20 protein-coding genes and 1 tRNA gene are annotated in these 21,799 nt (G+C 71.8%); 17 read left to right on the top strand and 4 right to left on the bottom strand.

What is annotated here, in order from left to right:
• From glp to ABZ865_RS20305, 6 genes are all read left to right on the top strand, one after another.
• Complete coding sequence (glp, locus tag ABZ865_RS20280) at positions 1-1,323, top strand: gephyrin-like molybdotransferase Glp (RefSeq protein ID WP_361231840.1); 1,323 nt, start codon at positions 1-3, stop codon at positions 1,321-1,323.
• A 151-nt stretch (positions 1,324-1,474) separates the two neighbouring features.
• Positions 1,475-1,954: a cyclic pyranopterin monophosphate synthase MoaC gene (gene moaC, locus ABZ865_RS20285; RefSeq protein WP_361231842.1), complete on the top strand. Its 480-nt coding sequence runs from the start codon at positions 1,475-1,477 to the stop codon at positions 1,952-1,954.
• A complete protein-coding gene (locus tag ABZ865_RS20290; RefSeq protein WP_361231844.1) occupies positions 1,951-2,451 on the top strand; it encodes a MogA/MoaB family molybdenum cofactor biosynthesis protein in 501 nt (166 codons plus the stop codon). Before moaC ends, ABZ865_RS20290 begins: the two co-directional genes overlap by 4 nt.
• A gap of 20 nt (positions 2,452-2,471) precedes the next feature.
• Positions 2,472-3,101, top strand: a complete 630-nt coding sequence (locus tag ABZ865_RS20295; RefSeq protein WP_361231846.1) for a GNAT family protein — start codon at positions 2,472-2,474, stop codon at positions 3,099-3,101.
• 197 nt (positions 3,102-3,298) lie between these two features.
• Positions 3,299-4,570 (top strand): gephyrin-like molybdotransferase receptor GlpR, encoded by a 1,272-nt coding sequence (gene glpR / locus ABZ865_RS20300; RefSeq protein WP_361231848.1) that lies wholly within the window; start codon positions 3,299-3,301, stop codon positions 4,568-4,570.
• 92 nt (positions 4,571-4,662) lie between these two features.
• Positions 4,663-4,736, top strand: a tRNA-Ala gene (locus tag ABZ865_RS20305).
• Between the two features lie 49 nt (positions 4,737-4,785).
• Here the strand turns inward: ABZ865_RS20305 and ABZ865_RS20310 are convergent.
• On the bottom strand, positions 4,786-5,262 hold the full coding sequence (locus tag ABZ865_RS20310) for a GNAT family N-acetyltransferase (RefSeq protein WP_361231851.1): 477 nt from the start codon (positions 5,260-5,262) through the stop codon (positions 4,786-4,788).
• 70 nt (positions 5,263-5,332) lie between these two features.
• Between ABZ865_RS20310 and ABZ865_RS20315 the strand changes: the two genes are divergently transcribed.
• A complete protein-coding gene (locus ABZ865_RS20315) occupies positions 5,333-6,136 on the top strand; it encodes an exodeoxyribonuclease III (RefSeq protein WP_361231853.1) in 804 nt (267 codons plus the stop codon).
• 22 nt (positions 6,137-6,158) lie between these two features.
• Here ABZ865_RS20315 and ABZ865_RS20320 read toward each other — a convergent pair whose 3' ends face one another.
• Positions 6,159-6,776 (bottom strand): MerR family transcriptional regulator, encoded by a 618-nt coding sequence (locus tag ABZ865_RS20320; RefSeq protein WP_361232282.1) that lies wholly within the window; start codon positions 6,774-6,776, stop codon positions 6,159-6,161.
• A 210-nt stretch (positions 6,777-6,986) separates the two neighbouring features.
• On the opposite strand from ABZ865_RS20320, the gene ABZ865_RS20325 reads away from it, so the two are divergent.
• The 4 genes from ABZ865_RS20325 (at position 6,987) to ABZ865_RS20340 (ending at position 10,740) form a co-directional block, all read left to right on the top strand.
• Positions 6,987-8,561 (top strand): NAD(P)/FAD-dependent oxidoreductase, encoded by a 1,575-nt coding sequence (locus ABZ865_RS20325; RefSeq protein WP_361231855.1) that lies wholly within the window; start codon positions 6,987-6,989, stop codon positions 8,559-8,561.
• Positions 8,558-9,529 (top strand): alpha/beta hydrolase, encoded by a 972-nt coding sequence (locus ABZ865_RS20330; RefSeq protein WP_361231857.1) that lies wholly within the window; start codon positions 8,558-8,560, stop codon positions 9,527-9,529. The genes ABZ865_RS20325 and ABZ865_RS20330 overlap by 4 nt, the downstream gene beginning before the upstream one ends.
• The gene (locus ABZ865_RS20335; RefSeq protein ID WP_361231859.1) at positions 9,526-10,410 is read left to right on the top strand and encodes an SDR family oxidoreductase; all 885 of its coding nucleotides are present in this window, start codon (positions 9,526-9,528) and stop codon (positions 10,408-10,410) included. The genes ABZ865_RS20330 and ABZ865_RS20335 overlap by 4 nt, the downstream gene beginning before the upstream one ends.
• A 93-nt stretch (positions 10,411-10,503) precedes the next feature.
• Positions 10,504-10,740: a hypothetical protein gene (locus ABZ865_RS20340; protein WP_361231861.1), complete on the top strand. Its 237-nt coding sequence runs from the start codon at positions 10,504-10,506 to the stop codon at positions 10,738-10,740.
• Positions 10,741-10,995: 255 nt separating this feature from the next.
• Here ABZ865_RS20340 and ABZ865_RS20345 read toward each other — a convergent pair whose 3' ends face one another.
• Complete coding sequence (locus ABZ865_RS20345) at positions 10,996-14,283, bottom strand: S41 family peptidase (RefSeq protein WP_361231863.1); 3,288 nt, start codon at positions 14,281-14,283, stop codon at positions 10,996-10,998.
• A gap of 157 nt (positions 14,284-14,440) precedes the next feature.
• Between ABZ865_RS20345 and ABZ865_RS20350 the strand changes: the two genes are divergently transcribed.
• The 5 genes from ABZ865_RS20350 (at position 14,441) to ABZ865_RS20370 (ending at position 19,368) form a co-directional block, all read left to right on the top strand.
• A complete protein-coding gene (locus ABZ865_RS20350) occupies positions 14,441-15,040 on the top strand; it encodes a TetR/AcrR family transcriptional regulator (RefSeq protein WP_361231865.1) in 600 nt (199 codons plus the stop codon).
• Between the two features lie 122 nt (positions 15,041-15,162).
• A complete protein-coding gene (locus ABZ865_RS20355; RefSeq protein WP_361231867.1) occupies positions 15,163-17,385 on the top strand; it encodes an MMPL family transporter in 2,223 nt (740 codons plus the stop codon).
• Between the two features lie 193 nt (positions 17,386-17,578).
• A complete protein-coding gene (locus ABZ865_RS20360) occupies positions 17,579-17,953 on the top strand; it encodes a hypothetical protein (protein ID WP_361231869.1) in 375 nt (124 codons plus the stop codon).
• 60 nt (positions 17,954-18,013) lie between these two features.
• Complete coding sequence (locus ABZ865_RS20365; protein ID WP_361231871.1) at positions 18,014-18,526, top strand: YbaK/EbsC family protein; 513 nt, start codon at positions 18,014-18,016, stop codon at positions 18,524-18,526.
• Positions 18,523-19,368: a DMT family transporter gene (locus ABZ865_RS20370; protein WP_361231873.1), complete on the top strand. Its 846-nt coding sequence runs from the start codon at positions 18,523-18,525 to the stop codon at positions 19,366-19,368. The genes ABZ865_RS20365 and ABZ865_RS20370 overlap by 4 nt, the downstream gene beginning before the upstream one ends.
• Positions 19,369-19,519: 151 nt before the next feature.
• On the opposite strand, the gene ABZ865_RS20375 is transcribed toward ABZ865_RS20370, so the two are convergent.
• A complete protein-coding gene (locus tag ABZ865_RS20375) occupies positions 19,520-20,872 on the bottom strand; it encodes a hydrolytic protein (protein WP_361231875.1) in 1,353 nt (450 codons plus the stop codon).
• A 245-nt stretch (positions 20,873-21,117) separates the two neighbouring features.
• Between ABZ865_RS20375 and ABZ865_RS20380 the strand changes: the two genes are divergently transcribed.
• Positions 21,118-21,798 carry a LuxR C-terminal-related transcriptional regulator gene (locus ABZ865_RS20380; protein WP_361231877.1) on the top strand — a complete coding sequence of 227 codons (681 nt, stop codon included), beginning with the start codon at positions 21,118-21,120 and terminating at the stop codon, positions 21,796-21,798.
• Position 21,799 lies beyond the last annotated feature (1 nt).

Genomic DNA, 21,799 nt, shown 5'->3' on the forward strand with positions numbered 1-21,799 from the left:
TTGAGCAGCGCCGCGACCCGCCCCGCCGGCCCGGACCACCTGTGGTCGGTGGACGAGCACCTGGAGGACATCCTCAGCACCGTCCGCCCGCTCGACCCCATCGAGCTGCAACTCCTCGACGCCCAGGGCTGCGTCCTGGTCGAGGACGTGATGGTGCCGGTGTCCCTGCCCCCGTTCGACAACAGCTCCATGGACGGGTACGCGGTGCGGGTCGCGGACGTCGCGGGCGCGAGCGAGGAGTTCCCGGCCGTCCTGGAGGTCGTCGGGGACGTCGCGGCGGGCGCGGGCGACCTCGTCCGGGTCGGCCCCGGGCAGGCCGCGCGCATCATGACCGGCGCCCCGCTGCCGCCCGGCGCCGAGGCCGTAGTCCCCGTCGAGTGGACCGACGGCGGACTCGGCGAGGGGCCCGTGAGCGGCATGCGGGCCCGCAGCCTGGCCCCCGACGGCGCCGAGGGGCAGGTGCGCGTGCACCGCCCCGCCGAGGCACGCGCGCACGTACGCGACAAGGGCAGCGACGTGAAGGCCGGCGACCGCGCCCTGGAGGCCGGCACGATCCTCGGCCCGCCCCAGATCGCGCTGCTGGCCGCGATCGGCCGCGGCACGGTACGCGTGCGCCCGCGCCCGCGCGTGGTCGTCATGTCCACCGGCAGCGAACTCGTCCAGCCCGGCGAGGCCCTGGGCAGCGGCCAGATCTACGACTCCAACAGCTTCGCCCTCACCGCGGCCGCCCGGGACGCGGGCGCCATCGCCTACCGGGTGGGCGCCGTCGCCGACGACGCCGACACCCTCCGGTCCACCATCGAGGACCAGCTCGTCCGCGCCGACCTGATGGTGACCACGGGCGGGGTGAGCGTCGGCGCGTACGACGTCGTCAAGGAGGCGCTGGCGCACGTCGGCGACGAGGACGAGGCGGGCAGCGGCGTCGAGTTCCGCAAGCTGGCCATGCAGCCCGGTAAGCCCCAGGGCTTCGGCTCCATCGGCCCCGACCACACCCCCCTGCTGGCCCTGCCCGGCAACCCCGTCTCGTCGTACGTCTCCTTCGAGCTGTTCGTCCGCCCCGCGATCCGCGCCCTGATGGGCCTGGACGACATCCACCGGCCCCGCACCCGGGCCACCCTGCGGACGGAGAAGGCACTCCGCTCGCCCAAGGGACGCCGGCAGTTCCTGCGCGGGACGTACGCCGACGGCGAGGTGACCCCCGTGGGCGGCGCCGGCTCCCACCTGATCGCGGCGCTGGCGCACGCCGACGCGCTGATCGTCCTCCCCGAGGACATCGACTCCGCCGAGCCCGGCACGGAGGTCGAGGTCGTCCTGCTCGGCTGACCCGCGACCGGCCGCACGCGCGCGGGCAGCCCCCCGGGCCCGCCCGGGGGGTCCTGCCCCGGTGCCCGTCCCGGCTTGGCGGTACCGTGTCGCGCACAACAGGCCTGTGCACCGCACTGCGACGGGCCGCGACCGGGAAGCGCCACACACCATGAGTACGCAGGATCGACTGACGCACCTCGACGAGGCGGGCGCGGCCCGCATGGTCGACGTCTCCGAGAAGGACGTGACCGCCCGCACCGCGCGCGCGAGCGGCCGGGTCCTGGTGTCACCGCACGTGGTCGAGCTGCTGCGCGGCGAGGGCGTGCCCAAGGGCGACGCCCTGGCCACCGCGCGGATCGCCGGGATCATGGGCGCCAAGCGGACCCCGGACCTGATCCCGCTGTGCCACCCGTTGTCGGTGTCCGGTGTGACACTGGATCTGTCGGTCGCGGACGACGCCGTGGAGATCACGGCGACCGTGAAGACGACGGACCGCACGGGTGTCGAGATGGAGGCTCTCACCGCCGTGGCGGTCGCCGGGCTGACCGTGATCGACATGGTGAAGGCGGTCGACAAGGGAGCGGTCATCACGGACGTGCGCGTGGAGGAGAAGACGGGCGGCAAGTCGGGTCACTGGAGCCGGGCATGACCTACCGCGCTCTGGTGGTCACCGCCTCGAACAGGGCCGCCGCCGGGGTCTACGAGGACCGGGGCGGACCCCTGATCGCCGACGGCCTGAAGGCCTTCGGCTTCGACGTCGACGGCCCCGAGGTCGTCCCCGACGGCGCTCCCGTGGAGGCGGCGCTGCGCGCCGGTGTCGACGCCGGGTACGACGCCATCGTCACCACCGGCGGCACCGGCATCTCGCCCACGGACCGCACGCCCGAGGCGACCCGCGCCGTGATCGACCACGAGGTGCCGGGCATCGCGGAGGCCATCCGTGCGTTCGGACGGGAGAAGGTGCCGACCGCCGCGCTGTCCCGGGGCCTGGCCGGGGTGGCGGGGCGGACGCTGATCGTCAATCTGCCGGGCTCCACCGGCGGGGTGAAGGACGGCCTCGCCGTGCTGGAGCCGCTGCTGGCGCACGCCGTGGAGCAGATCCGCGGCGGCGACCACCCGAGACCCAGTCATGGGGGTGCGAGCTGAACAGCCCATCCTGGCCCGTCGTGCTGGTGGACGGAGACGTCGTCCTCCGCCCGATAAAGCTGCGCGACCAGCGGGCCTGGCGCGAGGTGAACCGGCGCAACCGGGACTGGCTGCGCCCCTGGGAGGCGACCATTCCGCCGCCCACGCCGAGCGGGCCGATCACGCACCGGCCGACCTACCGGCAGATGGTCCGGCACCTGCGTTCCGAGGCCCACGCGGGCCGGATGCTGCCGTTCGTCATCGAGTACCAGGGGCGGCTCGTCGGGCAGTTGACGGTCGCCGGGATCACCTGGGGGTCGATGTGCTCGGGGCACGTCGGCTACTGGGTGGACGAGGCCGTGGCCGGGCGCGGGGTGATGCCGACGGCCGTCGCGCTCGCGGTGGACCACTGTTTCCGCACCGTCGGGCTGCACCGCCTCGAGGTCTGCATTCGCCCCGAGAACCGGCCCAGCCGCCGGGTCGTGGAGAAACTCGGATTCCGCGAGGAGGGGCTCCGGCCGCGATATCTGCACATCGACGGAGCCTGGCGCGACCACCTCGTCTACGCGCTCACGGCGGAAGAAGTGCCCGAGGGGTTGCTCGGACGCTGGCAGCGGGAACGCTCTCGGAGGGCGTCGCAGACGCAGGACACCCCGGGGAATCCCCTGTAGGCGGATGCCGACCCCTGGAAATTGAATATGTGTTCGAAATTGATCGGTCGGTGACTGCCTCCGGGCATTCAATTCGCGACTTCGGTGGTCCGCTGATCGCATCGGTCGCAAAAAAAGCTCGAAATATCAGCCAGATCGTGCGACACACCGGCCCAATTGGCAGATGGCCTCACGCAAACCCCTCTACCGTGTGAGGCGTGAGCAGCAGCGGCCTCATCTACGCAGTCATTGTCGGGGCCTGGGCCGCCTACTTGGTGCCGATGTGGCTCCGTAGGCAGGACGAGCTGAACGAGGCCCGTCCGACGGAACGCTTCAGCACCGCCATCCGGCTGCTGTCCGGACGGGCGGGGATGGAGCGCCGGTACGCCAGGGACCTGCGGGCGCGCTCCGCCCAGGAGGGGGAGCAGGACGCCGGTGATCCGGACGCCGTCACCGACTCGGTGGACGTCCGGGCCTTCGCCATGCCTCCGACGCGCCGTCAGGTCCGCGCGGACGCCGAGCCGGAGGTACCCGGGCGAGCCGAACCGGCGCGCGACCAGGCGGCGGTACGACCCGACAAAGCGGCGGCACGCGACCAGGCGGCGACACGTGAGCAGGCGGGAGCACGCGACCAGGCGGCGGAACCCGCGCCCAAGTCCCCTTCCGTGCCCGCGCGAAAGCGTGTGCCGGCCGCACGGCGTGCGCCCTCGGCACAGGCGGCCGCGGCACGCGCCCAGCGCTCGAAGGTCCTCGCACGCCGACGGCGCACCACCGTGATGCTCTTCCTCACTTTCACCCTCGGCGCGATCGTCGCCGCCGTCGGCGGACTCGCCTTCCTGTGGGCGCCCGGCGTACCCGCCGTCCTGCTCAGCACGTACATCGCCTACCTGCGCGCGCAGGAGCGCCGCCGGTTCGCCTACCAGATGGACCGCCGGCGCGCCGAGGCCGCGGCCCAGCGGCTGCGAGAGCACGTGCGCCAGCCGCGTCGGCGCGCGCCCCTCGCCGCGGACCCCGGCGCCGACGAACCGGACGAGGGCTCGGAGCCCGCGACCGACCCCGCCCTCTCCGCGTCCCTCGCCGCCGACCGACGCGCCCTCGTCGAGCAGACCGACCACGCCGAGTGGGTCGACCAGCAGCGCGAGCGGCAGCGGCGGCCGGGCCACGGCGACAGCTGGGACCCGGTGCCGGTACCGCTGCCGACCTACGTCACCGCCCCCGTCGCACCCCGGGCCACCTCCGACGTGGACCTCGGCGCCCCCGACACCTGGAGCTCGGCGCGCTCCAGCCCGGTCGCGCCGGAGCAGGAGACGGGACACGCGCCCGAGGCGACGGCCGACGAACCGGCACCCCCGGCCGAGGACAAGCCGGCGGCGGGCCCCCGCAACGACGCGCGGCGGGCCGCCTCCGCGCGCCGGGCACGCGAGCGCGGACGCACGCCCCTGTTCGACCAGTACGAGGACGGCGACCGCCCACGCGCCGCCAACGAGTGACCGCCGTCACGCCAGTGGAAGCGCGCCCTGACCAGTCAGGGAACGGATTTCCAAGCACCCCGAGAGGGATGCTAGAGTTTCACTCGTTGCAAGGGCCTGTGGCGCAGTCCGGTAGCGCACCTCGTTCGCATCGAGGGGGCCAGGGGTTCAAATCCCCTCAGGTCCACGCAGCATGAAGCCCCGGTCGGAGAAATCCGACCGGGGCTTCAGCACGTTCAGAGCCGCTTCGCGTAGCAGCGGCTGTCCTCGTAGTGGCGGTAGTAGCCGAACTTGACGCAGGGCTCGTAGCCGGTGGACGTGTACAGGGCGATGGCCTCCGGCTGCTTCGTACCGGTCTCCAGCACCATGCGGACGCGGCCGGCCGCGCGGGCGTCCTCCTCCAGCTCCGCGAGGATGCGGCGGGCCAGCCCCAGCCCGCGCATTTCGGCGACGACGAACATGCGCTTGAGTTCGGCGTCGCCGTCCTCGTTGCCCTCGCCGTTGTCGTCCTGGCTGCGCCAGCCGCCGGTGGCGACCGGGCGGTCGTGCTCGTCGTACGCGATCAGATACACGCCCCGGGGCGGGTCGAAGTCCGCGGCGTCGAGGACGGTGGCGTCGCCGCCGTCGCCGTAGCGCAGGTGGTACTCGGCCTGGACCTCGTCGTTGAGTTTGACGGCGTCGGGGTGATCGAATCGAACACGGCGAATATGCATGCGTGAAATCGTACTTCTATGCGAATGGACAGGGCATCGGACTTTCCCAGTGTGCCGGTATCGTGCCCTGGTGCTGACTGTGACCTCGGTGAACGTGAACGGACTGCGGGCCGCCGCCAAGAAGGGCTTCGTGGAGTGGCTCGCCCAGACCTCCGCGGACGTCGTCTGCCTGCAGGAGGTCCGCGCCGAGCCGCACCAGCTGCCCGAGGAGGTCCGGGAGCCCGACGGCTGGCACGTCGTGCACGCCCCGGCCGCCGCCAAGGGCCGCGCCGGCGTCTCCCTCTACACGCGCCGCGAGCCCGACCGCGTCCGGGTCGGCTTCGGCTCGGCCGAGTTCGACGGCAGCGGACGCTACGTCGAGGCCGACCTGCCCGGCGTCACCGTCGCCTCCCTCTACCTGCCCGCCGGCGAGGTCGGCACCGAGCGGCAGGACGAGAAGGTCCGCTTCATGGACGCGTTCCTCGCCCACCTCAAGGACCTGCGCGAGCGCGCCGCCGCCGACGGCCGCGAGGTCCTCGTCTGCGGCGACTGGAACATCGCCCACCAGCAGGCCGACCTCAAGAACTGGCGCGGCAACACCAAGAACTCCGGCTTCCTGCCCGAGGAACGGGAGTGGCTCGGCCGCGTGCTCACCGCGGAGGACGGCGGCTACGTCGACGTCGTCCGAGCCCTGCACCCGGACGTCGAGGGGCCGTACACGTGGTGGTCGTACCGGGGGCGGGCTTTCGACAACAACACAGGTTGGCGCATCGACTACCACGTGGCCACCTCCCGGCTCGCCGGGAAGGCGGTCAAGGGCTTCGTCGAGCGCGCGGCCACGCACGCCGAGCGGTGGTCCGACCACGCGCCGGTGACCGTGGTGTACGACCTGTAGCGTCCCCCGGTCGCGCCGCCCCTCAGTCCCGCTTGTTCATGCGGCGGTCCAGGGCCAGGGAGAGTTCCGCTTCCACCACGCTGCGGGCGAGGGGGCGCAGGCGGTGGAGGTCTTCTTCGGGGGCGTGGCGCAGGATGAGGTCGGCGAAGAGCTCGGCCAGGGCGTCGGCGTGTTCCCGGACGCGCCGGCCGGCCGTCAGGACCTCGGCGAGGGGGATGCCCTCGCGGACCAGGGCCGAGGAGACGTCGAGGAGGCGGCGGCTGATGTGGACGATCTCGTCGCCGTCGGTGCCGAGGTAGCCCAGGTCCATGGCGGCGGCCAGGTTCTCGGGGGTGACCTCGCCCTCGAAGCGGGCGGCGAGTTCCTCGGGGGTGAGCCGGACCGGTTCCTCCTCGGTGGGGGTGACGCCGAGGAGGTCGGCGACGTCCCGGCCGTGGTCGAGGGCCTCGGCCAGTTCCGCGATGCCGTTCAGGGTGTGGCCGCGTTCCAGGAGCGCCGAGATCGTGCGCAGGCGGGCCAGGTGGTGGTCGTCGTACCAGGCGAGGCGCCCCTCGCGGCGCGGGGGCGGGATCAGCTTGCGTTCGCGGTAGAAGCGCAGGGTGCGCACGGTGATGCCGGCCAGGCGGGCCAGCTCCTCCATGCGGTACTCGCGCGGGGCGCCGGCCGGTCCGCTTTCCTGCCCGCTTTCCTGTCCGTTGTGTTCGCCGTCGTCTGCCACGTCCGAAGCCTATGTTGTACCGCCGGTAACTTTCCTTTCCCCGACCCCTACCGCTCGGTACGGGGCTGCTCTACAGTCCCATTGCGCCAGTGTTCACTGGCAGAGTCGATGGTGATGCGTGGAGGCTTCGGGATGGCCGAGCACGAGCATGTACGGGTGGCGGTGATCGGGTCCGGCTTCGGCGGTCTGGGGGCCGCCGTGCGGCTGCGCCGCGAGGGGATCACCGACTTCGTCGTCCTGGAGCGGGCCGACGGCGTCGGCGGCACCTGGCGGGACAACAGTTACCCCGGGTGCGCCTGTGACGTGCCCTCCCACCTCTACTCCTTCTCCTTCGCGCCCAACCCCGACTGGCCGCGCACCTTCTCCGGGCAGGAGCACATCCGCGCCTACCTGGAGCACGTCACCGACGTCTTCGGGCTGCGGCCGCACATCCGCTTCGACTCCGAAGTGAAGCTGATGAGCTGGGACGCGGAGCGGCTGCGGTGGAACATCGAGACGGCGAGCGGGCCGCTGACCGCCGACGTCGTCGTCTCCGCCACCGGGCCGCTGTCCGACCCGAAGATCCCCGAGATCCCGGGGCTGGACACCTTCCCGGGCAAGGTGTTCCACTCGGCCCGCTGGGACCACGGCTACGACCTGCGCGGTAAGCGCGTCGCCATGGTCGGCACCGGCGCCTCCGCCATCCAGATCGTGCCCGCGATCCAGCGCCAGGTCGGCCGGCTCACCCTCTTCCAGCGCACCCCGCCGTGGGTGATGCCGCGCATGGACCGCGCCATCAGCGGCGCCGAGCGCGCGCTGCACCGGACGCTGCCCTTCACCACCCAGCTGCGGCGCGGCCTGCTGTGGGGCATCCGCGAGCTCCAGGTGCAGGCCTTCACCAAGCACCCCGAGGAACTCGGCCTGGTCGAGCAGCTCGCCAAGCGCAACATGGCCCGTGCCATCAAGGACCCGGCCCTGCGCGCCAAGCTCACCCCCGACTACCGCATCGGCTGCAAGCGGATCCTGCTGTCCAGCGAGTACTACCCGGCGCTCGCCCGGCCCAACGTGGACGTCGTGGCCAGTGGGCTGAGTGAGATCCGGGGCTCCACCGTCGTCGCGGCCGACGGCACCGAGGCCGAGGTCGACGCGATCGTCTTCGGTACGGGCTTCCACGTCACGGACATGCCCATCGCCGAGCGCGTGGTGGGTGCCGAGGGCCTCACCCTCGCGGAGTCCTGGAAGGGCGGGATGCAGGCGCTGCGCGGCGCCTCGGCCGCCGGCTTCCCGAACTGGATGACGATCATCGGGCCCAACACCGGCCTCGGGAACTCCTCCATGATCCTCATGATCGAGTCCCAGCTGAACTACATGGCCGACTACCTGCGCCAGCTCGACGTCCTCGGCGGCCGCACCGCCCTCGACGCCCGGCCCGCCGCCGTCGACGCCTGGAACCACAAGGTCCAGGAGCGGATGAAGCGGACCGTGTGGAACACCGGCGGCTGCACCAGCTGGTACCTCGACGCGAGCGGCCGCAACACCACCATCTGGCCCGGTACGACAACGGAGTTCCGGCGCGCCACCCGGCGGGTGGACCTCGCGGAGTACGAGGTGATCCGGAAGACGGCGGAGAAGCCGGCGGCCAGGAAGAGCGTGGCCGAGAAGGCCGCGGGGAAGTCGGCTGCGGGGAAGCCGGGCACGGGCGCGAAGAAGAGCGGGGCCGCCGCATGAGCCGTCTCACCTCCGTCACCAGCGGCCCCTACGCCCCGCCGGTTCCCGCGCGCACCCTCACCGCGACCTCCGCCGACGGGGCCCGGTTGCACGTCGAGGTGCACGGACCCGAGGACGCGCCCCCCGTCGTCCTCTCCCACGGCTGGACCTGCTCGACCGCCTTCTGGGCCGCGCAGATAAGGGAGTTGGCGACCGACCACCGGGTGATCGCGTACGACCAGAGGGGCCACGGGCGCAGTCCCGCGAGCCCCGCCTGCACCACCACCGCGCTCGCGGACGACCTCGAAGCGGTGCTCGCCGAGACCCTCCCGCGCGGACAGAAGGCCCTGATCGTCGGCCACTCCATGGGCGGCATGACCGTCATGGCGGCCGCCGGGCGCCCCCGTTTCCTGGAGCACGCCGCCGCCGTCCTGCTGTGCAGCACCGGCAGTTCTCGACTGGTCGCCGAGTCGCGCGTGGTGCCGATGCGTGCCGGACGGGTGCGCACCTGGATCACCGGCCGCATCCTCGGTTCGCCCGCCCCGCTCGGGCCGGTCACTCCGGTCGCGAAGGGCATCCTCAAGTACGCCACCATGGGCGCCGGTTCGGCCCCGCACATGGTGGAGGCCTGCGCGCGGATCGTGCACGCCTGCCCGCGCGCCGTGCGCCATGCCTGGGCCGCCGTGCTGGCGGCGCTCGACCTCGACCACGGCGTGCGGGAGTTGCGTGTGCCCACCGCGGTGGTGCACGGCGCCTCCGACCGGCTCACGCCCCCGGTGCACGCCCGCGCGCTGGTCGCGGCGCTGCCCCAGTGTGTCGGTCTCACCGAGCTGACGGGCGTCGGTCACATGACCCCGGTCGAGGCCCCGGAGAAGGTGACCGGCCGGATCCGGGAACTGGTCACCACGTACGTCACGGGGGACGCCCCCGGCACTCCCGAGTCCCACACCCCCGAGTCCCACCCCGTGCAGATCAAGGAGGGCGCATGAGCAGGGTCAGCCTCGAAGGACAGGTCGCCGTCGTCACCGGAGCGGCCCGCGGCGTCGGCGAGTTGCTCGCCCGCAAGCTCTCCGCGCGCGGTGCCAAGGTGGCGCTGGTCGGCCTGGAGGAGGAGGCGCTGAAGGAGGTCTCCGAGCGGCTGCACAGCGACAGCGCGTACTGGTACGCCGACGTCACGGACCACGAGACGATGAGCCGGGTCGCGCGGGAGGTGAAGGCGCGGTTCGGGAAGGTCGACATCGTGGTCGCCAACGCCGGTGTGGCGACGGGCGGTCCGTTCATCGACTCCGATCCGGCGGCCTGGCGGCGGGTGATCGAGGTCAACCTGATCGGCTCGGCGGTGACCGCCCGCGCGTTCCTGCCGGTGCTGGTCGAGAGCCGTGGCTATCTGCTGCAGATCGCCTCGCTCGCCGCGATGACGCCGGCGCCGATGATGTCGGCGTACTGCGCGTCCAAGTCGGGTGTGGAGGCGTACGCGCACAGTCTGCGCGCCGAGGTCGGCTACCAGGGCGTGCGGGTCGGCGTCGGGTATCTGTCGTGGACCGACACGGACATGGTGCGCGGCGCCGACCAGGACGACGTCATGCGGGAGCTGCGGCAGCGGCTGCCGTGGCCGTCGAACAAGACGTACCCGCTGGGACCGGCGGTGGACCGGATCGCCGACGGTATCGAGCGGCGCTCGGCGCATGTGTACGGGCAGTGGTGGCTGCGCGGGATGCAGGGTGTGCGCGGATACCTGCCGGGGATCATCGGTACGGTCGGGCAGCGCGAGATGAAACGGTTCGCGCCGCGGCTCCAGGGGATGCGGTCCGGGCTCGTCGGCGCAGGTGGGGCGGCCGATGAGGAGGCACGGGCTACGCACCGTAACTGATCGACATGCGGGGTGTGTTCGCCCGTGTGAGTCTGGTCGAGGCCCCACGGAGGGGCCAATCCCCCCACTCACCCAGATCGGGAGTGAACCCACATGGGTATGAAGGACAAGTCCGGCCAGTGGCAGGACCAGGCGAAGCAGAAGACCGAGCAGGCTCGTGAGAAGGCCGGTCAGCACGGCCAGCAGCACGGCCAGCCGCAGCGGGGCCGGCCGCAGGGCGGTCAGCCGCAGCGGGGTCCGCAGAGCGGGCGTCAGCACCAGAACTTCCGTGACATCGAGGACACGGAGCAGCAGATGGAGGACCGGTTCGACCGGGACTACGACGCGTAGCCGCTGCGCTCGGCTTTGGCCGTGAGGCGTGGGGTGCCCCTTGAAATTGGGGTGCCCCACGCTTTTGTTGTGTGGTCTTGGTTGCGTTGTCGGGTGCGGGTGGGTGGGGGCTTGTCGCGCAGTTCCCCGCGCCCCTGAGGGTGCGCGGCCGCCGTTGTCGGGTGCGGGTTCGTCGTGGCTTGTCGCGCAGTTCCCCGCGCCCCTGGGTAAGTTCCTGGCGCCCTTGGCTTTCAAGTTGTCCTTGGTCCCTGGCTTTCAAGTTGTCCTTGGCGGGAGGGTGGGACGGGAGCGGTTGGGGGTGTCGGTGTAGTCGGGGGGGACGGCGGCGGGGTTGGAGTCGAGGAGGTCCAGGGCGAGTTGGACGGCGTGGTCCATTTCCACGTGGCGGCCTTCCGCCCAGTCGAGGGGGGTGCGGAGGATGTCCACGTCGGGGTCGACGCCGTGGTTCTCGATGGACCAGCCGTAGGCGTCGAACCAGGCCGCGTTCATCGGCACCGTGATGACCGTGCCGTCGCCGAGGCGGTGGCGGCCGGTGATGCCGACGACGCCGCCCCAGGTGCGCTGGCCCACCACCGGGCCGAGTTTGAGGAGTCTGATGGCGGCGGTGATCATGTCGCCGTCGGAGGAGGTCGCCTCGTCGGCGAGGGCGACGATCGGGCCACGGGGGGCGTTGGAGGCGTACGACACCGGCTGGGCGTCGCGGGTGAGGTCCCAGCCGAGGATGGTGCGGGTCAGCTTCTCGATGACCAGCTCGCTGATGTGTCCGCCCGCGTTGCCGCGCACGTCCACGATGAGCGCGGGCCGGGACACCTCCATGCGCACGTCGCGGTTGAACTGGGCCCAGCCCGAGCCGCCCAGGTCGGGGATGTGCAGGTAGCCGCACTTGCCGCCGCTCAACTCCCGGGTCACCGCGCGGCGTTTGGTCACCCAGTCCTGGTAGCGCAGCGGGCGTTCGTCGATGAGCGGGACCACCGCGACGCGCCGCGGTCCGCCGGCCTCCCCCTCCGGCGGAGTGAACGTCAGCTCGACGGTCGTGCCGCCCGAGCCCGCCAGGAGAGGGTAGGGGCCGGTCACCGGGTCGACGGGCCTGCCGTCCACGTGGGTCAGCACGGCGCCCTCGCGGATGCCCGTACCGGCCAGCGGGGAGCGGGCCTTGGAGTCGGAGGAGTCACCGGGGAGGATGCGCTTGACCACCCACTGTCCGTCGCGGCGTACGAGGTTGGCGCCGAGGTGTCCCTGCCAGCGCTGGTAGTGGGGCGGGCCCTCGTTGCGGCGGGCGGCGGTGACGTAGGCGTGGGAGGTGCCGAGTTCGCCGAGGACCTCGCGCAGCAGGTCGGCGAACTCGTCGGGTGTGGAGACCCGTTCGACCAGCGGGCGGTACTGGTCGAGCACCGCGTTCCAGTCGATGCCGCACATGCCCGGGTCCCAGAAGTAGTCGCGGATGAGGCGGCCGGCCTCCGCGAAGGACTGGCGCCACTCGGCGGGCGGGTCGGCCTCGTGCAGGATGCGGCGCAGGTCGATCCAGACGGTCGTGTCGCTGTCGCCCTGCTCGGTCGACGGCACGGCCCGCAGCTCGCCCTCGTCGACCACGACCAGCCGGGTGCCGTCCCCGCTCACCGCGAACCAGTCGAGGTGGCTTACGAGTTCGGACTTCTTCGCCTTGGTGATGTTGAAGTACTCCAGCGTGGGCCGGCCGCTGACGTCGGCCGGGTTGACGAAGGTCTCGCCGAGCGCGCCGGAGATCGGCCAGCGCAGCCAGACCAGGCCGCCGCCGGCGACCGGGCGCAGCGCCGAGTACTTGGAGGCGATGACCGGGAACGGCGTGACCCTGTTCTCCAGGCCCTCCACCTCCACGGTCACCGTGCCGGCCTCGCCGGTCTCCTCGTCCTCGACGGGGTCGAGCCCGCCCGCGGCCGGCCGGCCCTCGGGGTTGAGGGCGAACGGGGAGGGGGTCGCCGAGGAGAGCGGGACGAGGTAGGGGCGGCAGCCCAGCGGGAAGGACAGGTCGCCGGTGTGGACGTCGTACACCGGGTCGAAGCCGCGCCAGGACAGGAAGGCGAGGTAGCGGCCGTCGCGGGTGAAGACGGGGTTCTCGTCCTCGAAGCGGCCGTTGGTCACGTCCACGATGAGCCGGTCCTTGATGCGGGCCAGCTTGATCTTCCGCAGAGAGCGGCCGATGCCCGGGTGGGACCAGGTGAGCCAGGCGCCGTCCGGGGAGAAGGCGAGGTCGCGGACGGGGCCGTTGAGGGACCGGATCAGCTCGGTGACCTGGCCGGGGGTCTCGCCGGAGCCTTCGGTGGGCTCGGCCCCCTCCTCGCCCTCGTTCACGTCGATGAGCAGCAGCCGTCCGTCGTGCGAGGCGACGGCCAGCCGTTCGCCCTGGGGGTCGCAGGCCGTCTCCAGCACGTGCCCCAGTTCGCCCTGGGCCAGCCGGCGCGGCGGGGTGTCGCCGCTGGCGCGCGGGAGCTGGGCGATCTCGACGGCCTCCTCGCCCCCGGCGTCCGTCACGTAGGCGACCTGTCCGGTCGAGCCCAGCATCTCCGGGAGCCGGATCCGTTCGCCGGGGGTGTCCGCGATCGTGCGGGCGGGGCCGTCGCGGTGCGTGAGCCAGTACAGGCTGCCGCGGACGACGACGGCGCTGGCGCGGCCGGTCTCGTCCACGGAGATGCCGTCCAGGTTCTGCGAGGCGGGCACCTGGTAGGGCCGCCGTCCGGGGCTGGGCCCGCCGAGCCTGATGTCCAGCTTGTGCGGTACGCCGTTGGGGGAGAAGTCGTCCACCATCCACAGGTCGCCCGCGCACTGGTAGACCACCCGCTCGCCGTCGGTGGAGGCGTGGCGGGCGTAGAAGGCGTCGTGGTCGGTGTGGCGGCGCAGGTCGGTGCCGTCGTGGGCGCAGGAGTACAGGTTGCCGATGCCCTCGTGGTCGGAGAGGAAGGCGATCCGGCCGGCGACGAACATGGGGGAGGACAGATGGCCGCCGAGGTCGGGCAGCAGCCGCTGCCCGTGCAGCCACAGCCTGCCCGTGGCGCCGCCCCGGTACCGCTTCCAGGAGGCCGGTTCGTGCGGGGCGGTGCCGGTGAGCAGCAGGGTCTTGTGCTCGCCGTAGACGTCGGCGACCTGGATGTCGGCGACCGGGCCCCAGGGCAGGCGGCCGCCCGGGTCGCCGTTGGTGGGGACCTTGTAGGCCCAGGCGAAGTAGGAGAACGGCTGCCCGTGCGAGGCGACGGCCAGGATGTCGCTGTGGCCGTCGGCCTCGGGGGGCGTCCAGCCGCAGACCTGGGTGTCGGCGGTGCCCCAGTACGTCAGCTGCCGCGAGGGTCCGCCCTCGACGCCGACGAGATGGATCTCGGGCTCCAGGCTGTGCCAGTTCGTGTAGGCGATGTGGCGGCCGTCCGGCGAGAAGCGGGGGTGACCGGCCTTGGTGCGGTCCACGGTGAGCCGCCAGGGACGGCCCGGGGTGTCGAGGGGGGCCAGCCAGAGGTCGTCCTCGGCCACGAAGCACAGCAGGTCGCCGCTGAGGTGGGGAAGGCGCAGATAGCTCACCTCCCCATGCTTTTCCGGTGTTGGGGGCCCAGCAACTTATGCGGAGCAGACACCCGTGACCCAGAACACGTACGAAACGGTTTCGTTTCGTATCGGGGGTGCGGTACATTCGTCACGTACGAAACCGTGTCGTTCGGAACGGGGAAGGGTGAGACGGATGCCTGAGGTCGCCACCGCGCGCCGCAGTCGGATCACTCCCGAGCGCGAGGCCGAGTTGTACGAGGCCGTGCTCGACCTGCTCCGGGAAGTCGGCTACGACGCCCTCACCATGGACGCCGTGGCAGCCCGCACCCGGTCCAGCAAGGCCACGCTCTACCGCCAGTGGGGCGGCAAGGCCGAGCTGGTCGCGAAGGCGATCCGGCACAGCAAGCCGGGCAGGATCGCCGACGTCGACACCGGGTCGCTGCGGGGCGACTTCCACGCCCTCGTCACCCGCGAGGACGACTGCGTCATGGAGCAGAACAACGCCCTGATGCGCGGCCTGGCCATGGCCACGCACACCAACCCGGACCTCCTCAAGGCGTTCCGGGAGCAGCTGGTCGAACCCGAGATGGCGGAGTTCCGCCGGGTACTGCAGCGCGCCATCGACCGCGGTGAGGTCGAACCGGACAATCCGGCGCAGCAGTTCGTGGTGCACATGATGATCGGCGCGTTCGCCACGCGCGGGCTCATCGACGACCAGCCGCCGACCCAGGCGTTCCTGCGGTCGTACATCGACGCCGTCGTCCTCCCCGCCCTCGGCGTCACCACCTCCTGAGCACCACCCTCTGATCACCCCCTGATCACTCTCCCCGGCAAGCCCACCACCTGACGTCACCGCTCACGTCGTCGGGCTGATCGCCCCTGCCCAACCCACGACCTGACCGGGAGTACGCCCTCGTGGCCACGTTCCTCTACAAACTCGGCCGGCTCGCCTTCAGGCGACGGCATTTCGTCGCCCTCATCTGGGTCGCGCTGCTCACCCTCGCCGGGGTGGGCGCCGCCTCCGCGCCGGCCGCCGGCAACACGTCCTTCTCGATCCCCGGCACCGAGGCGCAGAAGGCCTTCGACCTGCTGGAACAGCGCTTCCCCGGGATGAGCGCCGACGGCGCGACCGCGCGGGTCGTCTTCAAGGCGCCGAGCGGCGAGAAGATGACGAACCACGCCAACAAGGCGGCCGTCAAGAAGACGGTCAAGGAGCTGAAGAGCGGCTCCGAGGTCGCCTCCGTCGCCGACCCCTACACCGGGCACGCCGTCAGCAAGGACGGCACGATCGCCTACGCCTCCGTGAAGTACAAGGTCTCCGGCATGGAGTTGAAGGACTCCACCCGGGACGCGCTGAAGGAGGCCGCGCAGGACGCGCGGGATGCCGGACTGACCGTCGAGGTCGGCGGTGACGCGCTGCAGACGACGCCCGAGACCGGCAACAGCGAGGTCATCGGCATCGCGATCGCGGCCGTCGTCCTCGTCATCACCTTCGGCTCACTGCTCGCGGCCGGATTCCCGCTGCTGACGGCGATCATCGGTGTCGGCATCGGTGTCTCCACGATCACCGCGCTCGCCAGCGCCCTGGACCTGGGGACGACCACCTCCACCCTGGCGTCGATGATCGGCCTCGCCGTCGGCATCGACTACGCCCTGTTCATCGTCTCCCGCTACCGCGCCGAACTGGCCGAGGGCCGCGAGCGCGAGGAGGCGGCCGGCCGGGCCGTCGGCACGGCGGGCTCGGCGGTGGTCTTCGCGGGCCTGACCGTCGTCATCGCCCTGGTCGGCCTGTCCGTGGTCAACATCCCGATGCTGACCAAGATGGGCGTCGCCGCCGCGGGCACCGTCGCCATCGCGGTCCTCATCGCGCTCACCCTGATCCCGGCGCTGCTCGGCTACGCGGGCCGCAAGGTCAAGCCCGCCGGCGAGAAGAGCAAGCTGCTCGGCGGCGGCCGCAAGCCGAAGCAGCCGGGCCGCCCCAACATGGGCACCCGCTGGGCGAGCTTCGTCGTCCGGCGCCCCTTCGCCGTCCTCCTCCTCGGCATCATCGGCCTCGGCGCGGCGGCGGTCCCGGCCGCCTCCCTCCAGCTGGGCCTGCCCGACGACGGCTCCCAGCCGGTCTCCACCACCCAGCGCCGCGCCTACGACCTGCTGTCCGAGGGCTTCGGACCGGGCTTCAACGGCCCGCTGATGGTCGTGGTCGACGCCAAGGACAGCGCCCACCCGAAGAAGGCCTTCACCAAGGTCGGCAAGGAGATCAAGGGCCTCGAGGACGTCGTCACGGTCACCCCGGCGGTGCCCAACAAGGCCGGCGACACCGCGACGATCACCGTCATACCCCACTCCAAGCCGTCCTCGAAGACCACCGAGGACCTGGTCCACGCCATCCGCGGCAAGGGCGCGGACATCACCTCAGCGACCGATGCGAAGGTGCTGGTCACCGGCTCGACGGCGATGAACATCGACGTCTCGCAGAAGCTGAACGACGCCCTGCTGCCCTACCTCGCCCTGGTCGTCGGCCTGGCCTTCCTCCTGCTGATCGTGGTCTTCCGCTCGATCCTCGTCCCGCTGAAGGCGGCCCTCGGCTTCCTGCTCAGCGTGCTCGCGGCCCTCGGCGCCGTGGTCGCGGTCTTCCAGTGGGGCTGGCTGTCCGGCCTGATGAACGTCGAGGAGACCGGCCCGGTCATGTCGATGATGCCGATCTTCATGGTCGGCGTGGTCTTCGGTCTCGCCATGGACTACGAGGTGTTCCTCGTGACCCGGATGCGCGAGGCGTACGTCCACGGGGAGAAGCCGAGCCAGGCCGTCGTGACCGGCTTCAGGCACGGCGCCCGCGTCGTCACCGCCGCCGCGGTCATCATGATCGCCGTCTTCTCCGGCTTCATCGGCTCCAGCGAGTCGATGGTCAAGATGATCGGCTTCGGCCTCGCCGTCGCCGTCTTCTTCGACGCGTTCATCGTCCGCATGGCCATCGTCCCGGCGGTACTCGCGCTGCTCGGCAAGAAGGCCTGGTGGCTGCCGAAGTGGCTGGACCGCGCGCTGCCCAACGTCGACGTCGAGGGCGAGGGCCTGCGCGCCGAGTCGGACCGCCGCAGGAACGCCAACCCCGACGAGGAGCGGGAGCTGGTCCGAGCCTGACGTACGACTCGTACGACTCGTACGACTCGTACGACTCGTGAAAGACCGCCGGTGAGGGTTCCGTGGGGACGGGGCGCCCTCACCGGCTTCTTCTGCGCCTGAGTACCCGGGGCCCGCCGCGCCTGAGTACCCGGGCCCTTGTTGAGTAGCCGCGCCCATGCCGCACCGGCGGCCCTCCGCGCAGGATCATCCCGTGAACCCTGAGACGTATGCGACCTTGTACGGCCCCGCGCGGCCGACGCCGCGGAACAGCCGCCGCGAGACCACGGTGGGCCTGCTGGCCGCCGTGCTCTGGATCCTCACGCTCACCTCGCTCGGGTGGCTGACGTTCCTGGTGGGCATGGTGACCCTGTGGGGTCTGGCGGACGGCATGTCCTGGGCGGAGGCCCGCGGTTTTGTACTGCCGTACGCCCTGACCGTCGCCGGCGCCGCGGGCGCCCTGCTCGCGCTGGCCTTCGCCCCCGGCGTCCGCCGTCTCGCGCCGCTCACCCGGCTGCTCCTGCTGGGCGCCCTGGCCTGCCCGGTACCGACCGGCCTCGCGGTGTGGACCTGGCTGCGGGTGGGCTGACGGCACGAGGTGGGGAAACCCGGTCGCGTGCACCGTACAGCCACCACTAGCGTGCCCCGCATGACGACAGCCGCCACTGACGCCGAAGAGTCCGGAGCCCACCCACGCTTCGCCGAAGCCCTGCGCGCCCTCGGCCTGGACGACGTGCTCGCCCGCACCCGACGGTTCCCGGAGGCCACCCGTACGGCCGCCGAGGCCGCCGCCGCGATCGGCTGCGAGCTGAGCCAGATCTGCAAGTCGCTGATCTTCGCCGCCGACGGGGTCCCGGTGCTGGTGCTGATGGACGGGGCGTCCCGCGTGGACGTGGAGCGGGTGCGCGAGGAACTCGGGGCCGGCCAGGTCGGCCGGGCCGACGCGGTCGTGGTCCGCGAGACCACCGGGTACGCCATCGGCGGCGTCCCGCCCTTCGGGCACCGCACCCGCACCCGTGTCCTCGCCGACCGCTCGCTGCTCGCGCACGACGTGGTGTGGGCGGCGGCCGGCACACCGCACACCGTCTTCCCGATCGAACCCAAGGAGCTGGTCGCCCACGCGGGCGCCACCCTCGTGGACGTGCGCGAGCAGACCGCGTGACCCCACTGGTCACGGCCGCCGTCCTGCTCGCGGCCGTCACCCACGCCAGCTGGAACGCCATCGCGCACCGGATCACCGACAAGCTGGTCGGGTTCACGCTGATCTGCGGCGGTGGCGTGCTCTTCGGGCTCGCGGTGGGGCCGTTCGTGGCGTTTCCGGCGGGGCCGGCCTGGCCGTACCTGTTCGCCTCCGCGGGTGTGCACATCGTCTACATGGTGCTGCTGATGACCTCGTTCCGGCTGGGCGACTTCGGGCAGGCGTACCCGATCGCCCGCGGGAGCGCGCCGCTGGTGGTGACCGTGCTGGCGGCGGTGTTCGCGCACGAGGTGCCCGGAGCGTGGGCGGCCGCCGGGATCGTCGTGTCGTGCCTCGGGCTCACCCTGGTCAGCCTGTGGGGGCTGCGCGGGCGGCGGCCCGACTGGGCCGCGATCGGTGCCGCCCTGGCGACCGGTCTGACGATCGCCGGGTACACGGTGATCGACGGCCTGGGCGTGCGCGCCTCCCACTCGCCGCTCGGCTACATCGCCTGGCTGCTGACCGTCCAGGGAGTCGTCATCCCGGCGTACATGTACGCGCGCACGCGGGGTGACACCCTCCGGCTGCTCCAGCCGTACGCCTCCCTCGGCCTCCTCGGCGCCGCCCTGTCCGTCGCCGCCTACGCCCTCGTCCTGTGGGCCCAGACCCGCGCCGACCTCGCGCCCGTCGCCGCCCTGCGCGAGTCCTCGATCATCGTGGGCGCGGCCATCAGCGCACTGTTCTTCAAGGAACGCTTCGGCGCACCGCGGATCGCGGCGGCCGGTCTGCTGGTCGTGGGAATCGGGCTGATGCTGCGTGCCGGGTAGCGAGCGCCCCGGCGTGCGGCAGTGACCTGTTCCGTTCGGTGCGGGTGTGGTTTTTGGTCCTGGATTGCCGATTTCCGGCCGGAACAAAATCTAAGCCTTTACATAAACCGTCGGTAACGATCGACAATGGCCCGGAATCGGAAGGCCCGGTTCATTCGCCGGTGCGGCTGAGCACTCCGCTGACGTTCAGGACCTCGTGGCACCCCTGTGCCTGACGGCCGGTGGCCGGTGTGCCCGGCTTCGCGCACGTCACGTTGATGGTCACGGTGTCGTTCGCGGGGATCTTGATGGGGGTCACCCAGTGGTAGTCCTGGTTCCGGAAGGTCTCCAGCGCGATCGTGGTGATCTTGCGTTCACCGAACGTGATCGTCAGCACCCCTTCGTCGCCCTGGAAGTTGGCGACGACGATGTCCGTGACCCCGAAGACGCTGTCCTTGGGCACCTTGTAGGTACCGGTCCTGGTCTGCCCGCCGGACGTCTTCAGGTCGATGGTCGCCGAGCTCTGCCGGCCGTCGCCGCCGGAGGTGCCGTCGCCGCCCGAGCCGCCGTCACCCGAGGTGCCGTCACCGCCGGTTCCGGACGGTGCCCCCGACGCCTTGCCGCCGGGCTTGTTGCTCCCACCGGTGCCCGCAGAGTCCCCGGCACCCTGGTCCCCGGCGGGCGTGGGACGGGGCTGGACCGCTTCGTGGGCCGCTTGCTTGGCGGCGCTGCGCACCGCCGGACGGACCAGCGCGAACCAGGCGAGCAACAGCGCGAGCAGCGCGGCGAGCAGCGCGAGCAGCCACTTCGGGAAGATGGGTATCTGGACGAACTCCGCGTCCAGCAGCGCCCGTACGGCGTGCTCGTCCCGTCCGGTCTCCGCCGCCTCCTCCTGGTTCCCGGTTTCGGCGGTGTCCACGGTGAACGGCCACACCACGGGGCTGCCGAACCACACGGGCTTGCCCGTGCGGACCCGCAGCACGACCTCCGTCGACTCGCCGGGCTCCAGCTTCGGCTCCGCCGGGGTGAAGGCGAACCCCAGCTCCTCGCCGGCCTGGCCGGGAGTGAAACGCACCCGCACCGGGGTGTTGCCCTGGTTGCGCACGGCCAGCCGGTAGCGGCCGCGCAGCCAGCCGCGCCGGCGGCGCGGAGCCAGCTCGGTCCGCAGCTCGTGGAACTCCTCGACATGCACGGTGGTTTCGAGGACCCGCACCGACTCGGGGTGCTCGGTCGGCAGCACCCGCACGCCGAGCGGCTTGTCGCCGGCCCGGATCTCCGGGGAGCGCGGCGGCGCCAGACGGAGCGTCACCGTCTCGGAGGTGCCGGGGTACAGCGAGACACGCGCGGGTTCCACCGTGGTCCAGGGGGCGCAGTCCCCGACGACCTCCAGGTTGTACGCCTCGACGATGTCGCTGTCGTTGCGCACGGTCAGGGTGGTGGTGGCGATGTCACCAGGCGTCACCGTCACGGCCGGGATGTCGAGGCCGGGCGCACCGGGTCCGGAAGAGGCTGCGGAAGGCGTCACGCCAGCACGGTAGGAGAGCGCTCCGGAGCGCGGCGAGGAGCGCGAGGGCAACACCCGGGCAGTCACGGTGCCCGGGAAGTCAAATCGAACGTCTTTGTGACAGCGGGTCGTTGATGTGGCGCGCCGCCTCTCGTGCGCCGCCCTCCCGTGGTCGCCTCGAACTGCACTTCTTACCCCCCACGAACTCATGAAACAGGTATCCCATGTCCCGTGTTGAGGAGAACGGCCCTGTTATGTCCGACGCCATGTCCCATACTGCCGCTCGGATCGACTCGACTCACCGGACCTCCCGCCCAGCTCGCCCGAACCGGGTGACCGTGGCCGTCTACGCCGCCGATCCCGTCCTGCGCATCGGCGTCGTCCAGCAGCTGCGCCAGCGCCCCGAGATCGACCTGGTGGACGAGGCCGACGCGGACCGGGCCCAGGTGTCACTGGTGGTCGTGGACAGCGTCGACGACGACGTCGCCGCCCTGCTCAACCGGCTGCGGCACAACAACGCCACGCACACGGGCCTCGTGGTCGGCACCCTCGCGGCCGGCGCGCTGCAACGCGTCATCGAGTGCGGCGTGGCGGCGGTGCTGCGCCGCGCCGAGGCCGATCAGGACCAGCTCCTGCGCCTGGTCCTGGCGCTGGCCAACGGCGAGGGAGTGCTGCCCGGCGACCTGCTCGGCAAGCTGCTCTCCCACGTCGGCAGACTGCAGCGCTCGGCGCTCGACCAGGGGAGCCTGTCCCTGTCCACCCTGACGACGCGCGAGGCGGACATGCTGCGCCTGGTGTCGGAGGGCCTGGACACCGCGGAGATAGCCCGCAAGACCGCGTACTCCGAACGAACCGTCAAGAACGTCCTGCACGAGATCATCACCCGGCTGCAGCTGCGCAACCGGGCCCACGCGGTCGGCTATGCACTGCGCAACGGGCTGATCTGAC

It is taken from the genome of Streptomyces sp. NPDC047085 (assembly GCF_040643735.1).
GTDB lineage: Bacteria > Actinomycetota > Actinomycetes > Streptomycetales > Streptomycetaceae > Streptomyces.

Excerpts from the sequence above, each read along its gene's own strand:
- ABZ865_RS20325 (WP_361231855.1), top strand. The coding sequence starts at position 6,987 with ATGGCCGAGCACGAGCATGTACGGGTGGCGGTGATCGGGTCCGGCTTC.
- ABZ865_RS20320 (WP_361232282.1), bottom strand. The coding sequence starts at position 6,776 with ATGGAGGAGCTGGCCCGCCTGGCCGGCATCACCGTGCGCACCCTGCGC.
- ABZ865_RS20350 (WP_361231865.1), top strand. The coding sequence starts at position 14,441 with ATGCCTGAGGTCGCCACCGCGCGCCGCAGTCGGATCACTCCCGAGCGC.
- ABZ865_RS20380 (WP_361231877.1), top strand. The coding sequence starts at position 21,118 with ATGTCCCATACTGCCGCTCGGATCGACTCGACTCACCGGACCTCCCGC.
- ABZ865_RS20365 (WP_361231871.1), top strand. The coding sequence starts at position 18,014 with ATGACGACAGCCGCCACTGACGCCGAAGAGTCCGGAGCCCACCCACGC.
- ABZ865_RS20330 (WP_361231857.1), top strand. The coding sequence starts at position 8,558 with ATGAGCCGTCTCACCTCCGTCACCAGCGGCCCCTACGCCCCGCCGGTT.
- ABZ865_RS20290 (WP_361231844.1), top strand. The coding sequence starts at position 1,951 with ATGACCTACCGCGCTCTGGTGGTCACCGCCTCGAACAGGGCCGCCGCC.
- ABZ865_RS20310 (WP_361231851.1), bottom strand. The coding sequence starts at position 5,262 with ATGCATATTCGCCGTGTTCGATTCGATCACCCCGACGCCGTCAAACTC.
- ABZ865_RS20340 (WP_361231861.1), top strand. The coding sequence starts at position 10,504 with ATGGGTATGAAGGACAAGTCCGGCCAGTGGCAGGACCAGGCGAAGCAG.
- moaC (WP_361231842.1), top strand. The coding sequence starts at position 1,475 with ATGAGTACGCAGGATCGACTGACGCACCTCGACGAGGCGGGCGCGGCC.
- ABZ865_RS20335 (WP_361231859.1), top strand. The coding sequence starts at position 9,526 with ATGAGCAGGGTCAGCCTCGAAGGACAGGTCGCCGTCGTCACCGGAGCG.